Source organism: Solidesulfovibrio sp. C21 (assembly GCF_047785625.1).
Classification (GTDB): Bacteria; Desulfobacterota; Desulfovibrionia; order Desulfovibrionales; family Desulfovibrionaceae; genus Solidesulfovibrio.
This window is the reverse complement of the sequence record NZ_JBLODY010000044.1, coordinates 24,071-34,491: the sequence shown is the minus strand read 5'-3', so window position 1 is coordinate 34,491 and position 10,421 is coordinate 24,071. Positions and strand designations below refer to the sequence as shown.

Sequence of the window (10,421 nt, the reverse complement as noted above, 5' to 3'; positions counted from 1 at the left end):
ACTTGCGGCCTGGTTCGAGGACTACAACGAGATGCACCCCCACAAGGGGCTGCGGATGCTCTCGCCCAGGGAATTCATCCGCTTCTTAGCAACTGCGGGGTGTCCGGTTTGACGGGGGCAACTCCAGAAGAAGCAATGGTGGAAAAACGATTCTACAACATCTTTGAACTAGCTATAATCCTTGGGAAAAGCACCGCATCCATTCACGGGCACCTCGCGCGGAAGCAGTTTGACGCCATCCCTCCGCCTATAAAATTGGGTCGCCGCCTAGCATGGGAAGTGGGAGTTGTCGAAGTATGGTGCGAGGACAAAGCCGCCCAGGCCGACATAAGGGCCAAGAACAGCCTCAGCCATGATCTGCCTCCTGTCAGGCGACGCGGCAGGCCAACCAAGGCGGAACAGAGGGACAGAGGTGGAAAATGAGCGGCAGGCCCTCGGTCTCCCCACTGCCCTGTGCGCACCAAGAGGTCCCGCCGGAGGATCTCGGTGGCCTCAATCTCAAGGAGTGGCCCCAATTCTCGTTTGACGCCTGTCCGGGAATCCTGGGTGAGTTCGTGCGACTGGCGACGCGCGACAGCGAAGCCGATCCGGCGGCGGTCTGCATCACAACGTTGGTGCGCTTCGGGGCGGAAATCTACGGCTACGCGCCCAATCGAGGCCCGCACATCTATGTGGGCGAAACCGTACACCCACCGCGAATCTTTGCCGTCATCTGCGGCAATTCCAGCAAAGCTCGCAAAGGGACCTCCCGACATCCCGTGACGAAGCTTTTTGGACGGGAACACTGTCTGCCCGCCGACCTGAAGGCATGGGGCGTCCCTTTGCCTGCCCGGGAAAGCGGCGGCCCGCTCTCCACGGGAGAAGGGCTGGCCCATCAGGTACGCGACGAAAGCGATGAGGAGCGGGAGCGGAAGCAACGCCAGAATCCCGCCGAGCCACTCCGCGAAAAGGGAGACAAAAGGCTTGTGATCATCGACGAGGAGTTTGCCAGCGCCCTTACCTGCACCAAGCGCGAAGGCAATACGGTCTCCATGGGCATGCGTTGCTTCTGGGACTCAGGCGATTACGCCCCTCTGACCAAGAACAACCCTGTACTGGTCAGTGGCGCGCACATCAGCATCATCACCCACATCACCATGCAGGAACTCGCCGTGTGCCTGGGTGAGGTCCAGACCGTGAATGGTTTCGGCAACCGGTTCCTTTGGATATGCGCCCGGCGTTCGAAACTGGTGGCCTTGCCTTCACGGATGCCGGACGCAGAACTTGCGCCCATGCAGCGTGAGCTCTGGCGGCGCGTGGGGCAAGCGCAGCAACGCGGTATCATGACCATGACCCCGAATGCCTTGGAGCTCTGGACGCACATCTACCCAGAGCTCTCCCAGGAGCACACAGGCTTGGCCGGGAGCATTATCAACCGGGCCGAAGCCCAAACCCTCCGTCTGGCCCTCCTCTATGCCCTTTTGGACGCTCAGGGGGAAATCGAGGAGCCCCACTTGCAAGCGGCCCTTGCCATGTGGCGCTATGCCCAGAACTCGGCGCTGTACATCTTTGGGGATCGGGTGACAGACCCGCTGGAGGATAAAATCCTGGAAGCGCTCAAGGCCGGTCCGCTCACAGCCACCGAGCTAAGCTCCGCCCTCAGCAGGCATGTCCCCCGCGACCGCCTCAAACCCCTTCTGCAGCAGCTCGAAGCGCAACAGCGCATCACCGTCACGAAGCAAAAAAACGCGGGTCGCCCCCGGATCATCCTGGCTCTGCGTAAATTAAGCGAATTAAGCGAATTAAGCGAACAAAGGAGGATCGGTGCATGAGCCTTTTTGCGCTTCTTTCGCTTTTTTCGCTTGTTCGCAACTCCCACAGCTTACCTGTGCGCAGTGACGCTAAAGGCCATGGCCAGCCTACCCGTTGTGGGCACGCGCTGACGCGGTGCCCCCTGCCGGGGCTGGCGAGGGCGTGCCGCCCTTCGAACCTCGCCAAAGACAAAAGGCCGAAAGGCGGTTGACGCCATGGGGAAGAATGCAGAGAGCCGCACAGCCTGGATCAAGCTTCGCGTCACCCCGGCTGAGAAGGAAGCGATCATGGCCAAGGCGAACGCCCAGGGGCAGACCGTGACGGATTTCATCCGCCAACGAGCCTTGGACTATCGCCTGCGCAAAACGCCCTTGGAAAAGGAGCACGTCCGCCTGGTCGCCCGGGTGGGCGCGAACCTGAATCAGCTGGCCCGGTGGGCCAACACGTACAAAAGCCGAGCGGAGGCCATACGCGTATTGGCAGCCCTTTTAAGCTTCGAGAGGGCACTCAAGCGAGACGCTGCCCCAGCTGACAGCGACCGGCAAGAATCCTCTCTTCCCCTGGAGTCAAAACCTTCCGTGGAGACGCCATGTACATGAAGGTCTTCCCGCATGGCCAGGGGGCCGGGGATGGGCCGACGCGCTATCTGGTGCGGCCGGACTACCCTGGCCGGGACAAACATCCGCCCGAAGTGCTGCGCGGTGAACCGGAGCTGACCCGAGAGCTGATCGACTCCCTGGACACCAAATGGAAGTTCACGGCCGGGGTCCTGTCCTGGCATCCGGACGAAGTCGTGACGCCCGAGCAGGAAACGCGTGTCATGGACGACTTCGAGGCCGTGGCCTTTGCCGGCCTGGAGCCGGACCAGCGCAATATCCTTTGGGTGAGGCACCACCATGCCGGGCATCACGAGCTCCATTTCGTCATCCCACGCGTGGAGCTCTCAAGCGGCAAGGCGTTCAATCCCTGCCCGCCCGGCTGGCAAAAACACTTCGACGTGTTCCGGGACCTGCACAACCACCGCGAAGGTTGGGCCAGGCCGGACGATCCGGCCAGGGCCCGACTGCGCACGCCGGAACATGCGGACTTGCACCGAGCCCGCCTGATCCGCTGGGGGAAAACGCCCGGCAAGGACGAACGCGCGGAGGCCAAGGACGCCGTTCATGCCTTCCTGCTCATGAAGATCGAAGAGGGACAGGTCACCAACCGCTCAGAGCTCCTTGCGGCGTTACGGGAGGCTGGCCTGGAGATCAACCGGGCGGGCAAGGACTACATCACCGTCAAAGACCCAGCCAGCGGCGAAAAGCTTCGCCTCAAGGGAGGAATCTATGCCGAACACTGGCAACTCGCTGACATCCCTGGCCGATCGCATGCGGGCCAGGACCGAGCAGGACCGGCAGGAACTCGAAGCCCTGACCCGGCAGCAATTCAACGCCTTGAGCGAGAGCTTGCGGCAATCATCGACCGCCGCGCTGCGTACAACCGAGGCCGCTATCCAGGAAAAGCTTGGGACGTTGGAAGAGAACATTACCTCACGCTGCCAAACCCTGAGCTGGGTCTTTGGCAGAAAATGGCTGCAAGCCCTGCTCTTGAGCATGGCTCTGTTGGTGGGGACGGCCTTGGGCGGCTGGGGCGTGATGACCTTGCTCACGCACAGGGTCATGGCCTTAGAGGACGAGGTTCAGAGCTTGGAAGCGAGCAAAGCCGAGCTAGAGAGCATGGCCGGGCAATTGGAAAAACGGACATGGGGATTGCGGCTCCTGGAGAACCAGGAGGGACGATTCATCATCCTGCCGCCAAAGACTTCGGCCCACACAGGCTGGACGGTGGGCAAACAGCAAGCTGTGAAATTGGAGTGAATCATGAGCATGACCGAACTGGAACGCCACCTCCTGGATGGCTTGGAGAAGATCCAACAGGAGTTCCGTCTATCCCAGAAGAACCAGGACAAGTATTTAGCAGACTTGAAAGCACGACAGAAACGACAGGAGGAAAACTTGAATCAATTAACAGAGTCATTCGAAGAATTGGAGCCTCTATTACATCGATTGAACAGCGCCTTGCAACACAAATAAAGCGGCGATCAAAAATTCGAACCGCATCTCGTGATGGCGTTAGTTTATAACCCACAACAGCTGGAGACGACAATGGATAACTACAAAGGCGGCGACTGGGACAAACTGGACAGTCTCTTACTTCTCGCCCTCAGCACTGCAAAAAATTATCAAGATTGTACAAATTTTGCCCAGGTTTTGAGTAATTTCCTACCGTCCCTAGTAGGACAAGGCTACCTAAAAAGAGATACTGTAGATAAAGTTTGCATTGAACTGGATCAATGCAGCAAATATATTTGGCTGAAAATGGAAGAATTGAAATTACGGAGATAATGCTGTCACGCCGCCGGGGCTACGGCCCCGGCGGCGTTGAAGAGGAGAAGACGATTGAAAGCTGTATACTGCTCCCCTGAGAATTGAAGCCACGAATAAGACATGCGATAAGCAGGTCAAAGGAGTGGCTGGCATGGACGAGAAATCGCAGGACAGTGTGCAGCGTTGGACGTCGAAACGCCGGATGGCGTTGGTCCTGAGTCTCCTCAAGGGTGAAACCAGTGCCCAGGAGGCGGCTCACGGCGGTTGTCACGGCTGTTATTAAGCGGAGGTAGACGCGCGGGTGACCAAAAGGTATCTCTGTCGGATGACAGGGGTATAGAACTGGCTCACATAAGCTGGGCTCATACCGTTCGGACGCGGTGAGCCTCTAGGTGGTTGAAATCGGGGGATACTTCACCGGCATTGCAAATCTAAGTTATTTTGTATAAATATTACTTACGCAACAAGGCGAGAAGCTGGTATTGTTCGGATTTTGTGCTTACAATAACCTACTTTGAAAAAAAATAATCTCATAATTAGTTCTTTATTGAGAGGCATCGATGGGAATAAATTTCCAGCATAGAGCACATGTAGCTTTGCAATCCCTAGACTCAAGGGATCAAACTGCGACTCACAAGGCGCTAAGTTGGTTGACAAGTGTTCCTCATGAACAAATGGTAAGAAGTCCGCGCATTAAAAAAGTGCAAGGGTTAGATTTATATATTTTAAAAATTGGAATAAGGCTTCGAGCTGTTCTGTCTCGCAAAGATGACGTCTGGACAGTGGAGGATATAGTTGACCACGATCGCCTTCAGCGCCTATTATCGGTGTATGGTGGGGTATGAAAAATTTATCCCCACTTCATTTTGATGCAAGTAAATGCAGGGATGAATGGAATGATTTTTCATATTTACTTGGCAGCAAGGCCTCACTGGAGGAGGCAAAGGATATCCTTCCTTTTTTTAAGGTTCACATCCAACTGTCTTCGCTTATATCTAGATATATTGCTGTGTTTAGACAGTGTGATGTGTATGCTCATGAGTATGAAATTTACGGAGATTTTACGGCTGATCTAGTAATAGGCGATACGTCAACAAAACATTACCTTCTAGTTGAATTCGAAAATGCAGCGCCAGACGGTATATTTAAAAGGAAACCAGGGAAATCAACACCCGTGTGGGCGCCTCGCTTCGAAGGAGCATTCTCGCAGATAATTGATTGGATGTGGAAACTCGATGACATGCGTAGCACAGGCGACTACCTTTATGCTTTTGGTGATAGAGAGGTAAAATTTCATGGTCTGATTGTTGTTGGTATGGGCATGAGTCTTGATGCAAGCGATGCGAATCGCCTTGAATGGAGAAATAACAAGGTGATCGTAAACAACAACAGCATATTGTGCGTTTCGTACGAAAGATTACGCGATGACTGTGACTGGTGGCTTAAAACGTATTATGGTGTGTGACTGGGTAGATGTGCCTGGACGCTCTATTTTGCTATGTTCGGGCCTCATGAGTCCAATTCGCTCTTGGTTAAATCCATTAAACGACAAGGCAAGGGAATTAAATTGCTGTTCAATATGGTCAAGACTATTAATGAATACTGAGAAATGGTGTTCCTTCTTCACCGACAACAACGCGAGCAATTATCTGTTGGCTTAACGATCTGAGGGGGGGGGCATGGTTGACCTGCGATCGGCAGAAGCTATTTCCGCGTTTCAGGGGTCCACGGGGCATTTGGATAGGTCCTCCCCTCCGAGGATAGAAGCCCTGCGTTCGAATCCTGTCGAGTGTGCCAACGTAGCCCGTCGTTCCACTACGCGCGCTGCGCGAAAGCCAAGGTCCGATGACAGAAGTGGGTTAGCTCCTGATCATTGATAGCAGCAGTTTCCCACGCCGGATTCGTGTCATGATGGAATCGATTAGCGTAATCCAGTAGCGCCCTCAACTCGACGACATCGGCTTGGCTAAGGATTTGGTTTGCGCTGCCGAGCCGCTGCTGGCAAACGCCGATGAACGGCCCCAGAAGGCTTTCCGGCGGGAATGATGCTGGGTAGGCAACCCTTATAAAGGCTTCCAAGATCGGCCTGAGGGCCGCAGCGACTTGACGCTCCGTCGCTGGGTTGCCTGCCTGGACATAGGTGACCACTAGCGCATGCCGTCGATCATGCTCAGTGATGCAGTCTTGGCGTACGTCCCAGGCGGACAGAGTCGATCCCGTCCCTTCCCTCCTGATTATGACGGCCGACCTTTCGGCTGTATCGGCTCCCTCCCAAAGTGCGCAAAGAAAAGGTTTGGAATGTGAGAGCACAATAATCTGGCTGACACGGCCGAGCATCCGCCGCACTTCCTGAACCGTCGTCAACGAACGATGCTCGTCGAGACTGGTCATGGGATCGTCGATCACGACAACCTTTTGCGCGAGTTGGCTATCCTGATCGAGTGAGGCGAAGAAGAAAGCGAGTGCGAGTGTGTTGCGGTCGCCAGAGCTCAATGTATTACGGAACGACGGTCCGGCGTCGGCGGTTAGCGACACAGCGACATTATTGATCAAGACACTATACGTGCAGGATGACCCTCCACGATTGTTAACGGAGCAGACGGCTCCAAGCCGGAACCCTGCGTTGAACCGCTGCAAGTAGGTGTTTATCGCGGCTTCGTACGCCGGAAAAATATTTTGGCGATAGTTATCGAGTGAATCGCGCGCCTGCCTTCTCAGGTCCTCCGTGGCTGTCTTCGCTGCCTTTTCCGCCAGGTAGTCGGCACAAAGCGCGACAACTGGATCACTGTGACGCGCGCGCACGGCTTGCTTACGCGCGAGGTCCGCTACCAGCGTATCGATATTTGCAGCCGCAGCCTGTTCCTTCACGACCGCAATCGGCGTGTTGCAAGCCAGCAAGGCAATCGAGAGATTGTTAATCGCGAGCCGCTGTACATTGTAGGAATCAATTGCGGCAACGGTCTCAGAGGAAAGCTCCATTGCTTCCAACGGCGCCGCCGCCTTGGCACGTAACACTGCCAGGACAGCTTCACGCGCCGCATTCCACATGCACGCTACTGCGGCTGTATCCACGTCGACAACCGGCACATCGGTGAAAGTTCGCCAAAACTCGCCCCTCTGTACGGCAACACGAACTGACCTTTCGAAGGCGACGGGCACTTCTCCACCATGCGTTGCCTTCACGTCATGCCCTGCTTGAGTGATCGCAGCCTTCAGCCCCTCGTAGGCCTCGCTAAAGTACGCTTGGTATTGTTGAATCAGCGGCGATCCACTGATTTCCAGTGCACAAAAGGGACATACATCGTGATCGTACCCTGCGGACGCACTCGCAATACGGCCCATGCCGTCACTCACCCAAGCCTCTCCACCTCTCCCAAGGCTTCGAAGATGCGTCCGGACGCGAGCAGCAGCCTCAGCTTGAAGATCTGACAAGGTCCTGGCCAGGAGGGCATTTAGTCCCGTTATGTCGAATTCCGGCAGCTTGAGCGGCATGAATTCGGCCTGCTGACGAATAACATCCGCTGAACGCGCCGCCGATAGATTGCGCTCGGCCTCGGCGATGGCACCATCGATATCAGGGGCGGCCGGAAGGGCACAGAATGCATCAACGCTCAATGCCCCACGAACCGCTGCGGGAATAGCGCTCTCCCTCTGCCTCAAAGTGCGGTTATGTTCCTCGATGCGAGCGACGTGATTTTGCAACACACTATTGAGCGCAACACCCTGCGCGCCGAGGATCAGTTCATGAAGGTTCTGTCGGTGCGCAGTATCTATTTCCATGCCAGAACAAACGTTTGAGGCAACGAAGGCATCATCAAAAACAGCAACGCCTGGCAGCGTATTTGACCAGACCCCATTCTCAAACACAATTGGCCCTGCGCCAAGGGCGAGAACAACATGTGGATCATGGGTCGCACCTAGCCGCCGACGCTCCATCACGAGTTGCGGATCGTTTCCACCGGCCGAGCGCAGGATGGCGGAAAGAGTCGTTTTGCCTCGCCCATTCTCGGCATAGATCAACGTCAACTTCGTAAGGGGAATTTGCGCGCCGGCAGTGACCGAGTCGAATTGCCCCACGTTTCTAACCAACTGCAGGCGTTCGACCGTCATTCCTGCCCCCTATGATAGTTGTTCTTGTTGACTCTTTCCTTACCGCCAGAAATCGCGGTTTGCGAGGCCTCGAAAAGAATCCGGAATGCCCCCATCACCTTTTCGATTCGCGATTTATCAAACCAATGCGGATCTCTCTCTCCGCTGAACACCGATCGGACGCAATTCCCGTAACGACGCTCTCGTTCAAGCTCGTCGTTCATTTCGCCGTCTTTAACGACCGATGGCGTGCTGGTAACCTGCCCGTCTGAGCCGAGCCTTACGTAGAGCGCGTCTTGCTTTCGACGGTCTTTAGCGTCGTCGGCTATCTTCAGCGCTACTCGGTCGAAATCAGGATCTTTTGCACAAATCCAGCCATTGCGAGTCCACCTTTCGATCTTCTCATAACGCAAAATCTCCAACGCGCTTGCCACGTTATCAGGCAGCCTGCCGTCGAGTTCGAGATCACGCCTGATGCTAGCTTCCAGCTCGTGCATCTCGTCCCAAGGCATGACCATGTAGTCAATGATCATTCCTGCAAGTTGCTTGCTGGTATGATCGTTTATAGCTCGCCTAACCGCAGGTGTCCAAGGAACAATTTGCTCTCGGATCAGGAGCAGGATGAATGCCTTCGCGAATTCTTCCTGAGCAATCAAGACAAGGTAATATCTGGAAGAAGGGGGATTGCGAAATTCGAGATCGTATGTCTCTTCCAAAAGCCGATCACCATTGTCAAGGCATGCTTGGATCGCCTTCGATAAGTTGTTCGAGGCTGGCGTCACTTACCCTCCATAGCGTCCTACTCGGACAATCTCGCTATATCAACCATCGGCCCAAATAGCCTCAGTGACTGGTCAGGAAACGTTAGAAAGCTCTCGCGAGATTGTAAATAAAGGATTCCGCGAAGATTGGGTAGAGAAGAGAAGGAGGGGGCGAGCCCCCCCCAGCCAGCCAGCGCGATGAAAACTCGCTAACTTTGATACGCCTTCCCCAGGGATAAACGCCATTATGCCAACTTGTTTCCGAATATTTATCAGCCTGTATGCTTGCCCTACCTTGACAACTCACTAATTTTATATAATTTTTTCAATATAATAGGCAGTGAGATAAGGGGAATTTTGCCCAACCGATCCCCCCTCTTGAATGCCATCACATTCAAATATATCCGCTATCCCCTCTTCATCCCCGCCAGCCGATCCGCCAGCCGCGCTGTTCTCAAATGCGTGTACCGCGCCAGCATCTGCAAAGTCTTATGCCCGGTTATCGCCTTGATTTCCATGACATCCAAGTCCGTAAGCTCAAAAAAACGGCTGGTGGCCTCGTGCCTAAGATCATGGAATCGCAGATTGACAAGCTTCGCCTTTTTGCACGCATACTTCATTGAAGCTGTAATCTGATCCGCCAAGAGACCAAACACAGGCCCTTGGTCCAAACTTCGTGGCAGCTCGCGTAGGACAGCCAAGGCCCCTTCTGCAAGGGGGACTGTCCGAGCCTCGCTGTTCTTGGTTTCGGGTAAGAGGACGTATCGCCCTCGAATATTGACGTTCTTCCAGTGTAGGCTGGCGATTTCCTCACGGCGCATAGCTGTTTCCAGGGCAAAGAGGATGACCGGCCTGAATCTGGCGGACGCGGCAGCCAGCAACCGTTCTTCCTCGCCCTCTTCCAGGCGTCGGTCGCGGCCTTTGGCGGGCCTGGGCTTGGCGGCCAACTCCACGGGGTTTTGCAGGCTTTCCATGCCCCAATCCGAGCGGGCATAGTTGAAGAGCTTGGAGAGCAGGGCGAAATCCAAACGGATGGTGTTGCCGCTCACGCCTTCGGCTTCGCGTTCTCGCCGGAAGTCGGCAATATCCCGGGCGCGGATGGTGGCCATGATCCGATGGGCGATGGTCCGCTTCTGAAGAAACCTGGCCCGGTCGGTCTCCCGCTTGGCGTGCTTGAGGCGCGGGATATACTCCTTGATGTAGCGCTCAAGGCACTCGCTCAGCGTGTATTGCTCGGCCTCCTTGGCGGACACGAAGAGGCTCTTGTTCATGGTCGTTTCAATGTCCTTGGCCCAGGCTTCGGCTTCCACCTTGGTGTCAAAGGTCTTGCACGTCGTGGGATAGCCCCGCTTGCGAATCCGGGCCTCCCACTGCGCTACACCGCGCTTGCGTATGGTCGCCATGCTGCCTC

Annotated in this window: 9 protein-coding genes and 1 pseudogene; 7 read left to right on the top strand and 3 right to left on the bottom strand. The window is 55.4% G+C overall.

The window, feature by feature from the left end:
- The 7 genes and pseudogenes from ACMZ6R_RS13470 to ACMZ6R_RS13440 form a co-directional block, all read left to right on the top strand.
- Nucleotides 1–112 (top strand): integrase core domain-containing protein (locus tag ACMZ6R_RS13470; RefSeq protein WP_416109561.1); only part of this gene is annotated, 112 nt, incomplete at its 5' end.
- A gap of 307 nt (nucleotides 113–419) precedes the next feature.
- Nucleotides 420–1,811: a DUF3987 domain-containing protein gene (locus tag ACMZ6R_RS13465; RefSeq protein ID WP_416112274.1), complete on the top strand. Its 1,392-nt coding sequence runs from the start codon at nucleotides 420–422 to the stop codon at nucleotides 1,809–1,811.
- Nucleotides 1,812–2,006: 195 nt separating this feature from the next.
- A complete protein-coding gene (locus ACMZ6R_RS13460; RefSeq protein WP_416112272.1) occupies nucleotides 2,007–2,390 on the top strand; it encodes a plasmid mobilization protein in 384 nt (127 codons plus the stop codon).
- Nucleotides 2,381–2,740 (top strand): annotated as a pseudogene (locus ACMZ6R_RS13455) (relaxase/mobilization nuclease domain-containing protein); the annotation flags it as partial. The gene ACMZ6R_RS13460 and the pseudogene ACMZ6R_RS13455, both read left to right, overlap by 10 nt.
- 913 nt (nucleotides 2,741–3,653) lie before the next feature.
- A complete protein-coding gene (locus ACMZ6R_RS13450) occupies nucleotides 3,654–3,866 on the top strand; it encodes an MbeD/MobD family mobilization/exclusion protein (RefSeq protein ID WP_416112276.1) in 213 nt (70 codons plus the stop codon).
- A 72-nt stretch (nucleotides 3,867–3,938) separates the two neighbouring features.
- Complete coding sequence (locus ACMZ6R_RS13445; RefSeq protein ID WP_416112270.1) at nucleotides 3,939–4,178, top strand: hypothetical protein; 240 nt, start codon at nucleotides 3,939–3,941, stop codon at nucleotides 4,176–4,178.
- Between the two features lie 823 nt (nucleotides 4,179–5,001).
- Nucleotides 5,002–5,625 carry a Shedu immune nuclease family protein gene (locus ACMZ6R_RS13440; RefSeq protein ID WP_416112268.1) on the top strand — a complete coding sequence of 208 codons (624 nt, stop codon included), beginning with the start codon at nucleotides 5,002–5,004 and terminating at the stop codon, nucleotides 5,623–5,625.
- A gap of 350 nt (nucleotides 5,626–5,975) precedes the next feature.
- Here ACMZ6R_RS13440 and ACMZ6R_RS13435 read toward each other — a convergent pair whose 3' ends face one another.
- The 3 genes from ACMZ6R_RS13435 to ACMZ6R_RS13425 all read right to left on the bottom strand — a co-directional run bounded on the left by ACMZ6R_RS13435 (nucleotide 5,976) and on the right by ACMZ6R_RS13425 (nucleotide 10,413).
- On the bottom strand, nucleotides 5,976–8,270 hold the full coding sequence (locus ACMZ6R_RS13435) for an AAA family ATPase (RefSeq protein ID WP_416112266.1): 2,295 nt from the start codon (nucleotides 8,268–8,270) through the stop codon (nucleotides 5,976–5,978).
- The gene (locus ACMZ6R_RS13430) at nucleotides 8,267–9,031 is read right to left on the bottom strand and encodes a hypothetical protein (RefSeq protein WP_416112264.1); all 765 of its coding nucleotides are present in this window, start codon (nucleotides 9,029–9,031) and stop codon (nucleotides 8,267–8,269) included. Before ACMZ6R_RS13430 ends, ACMZ6R_RS13435 begins: the two co-directional genes overlap by 4 nt.
- A gap of 386 nt (nucleotides 9,032–9,417) precedes the next feature.
- Nucleotides 9,418–10,413, bottom strand: a complete 996-nt coding sequence (locus ACMZ6R_RS13425) for a site-specific integrase (RefSeq protein WP_416112262.1) — start codon at nucleotides 10,411–10,413, stop codon at nucleotides 9,418–9,420.
- Nucleotides 10,414–10,421: the final 8 nt, after the last annotated feature.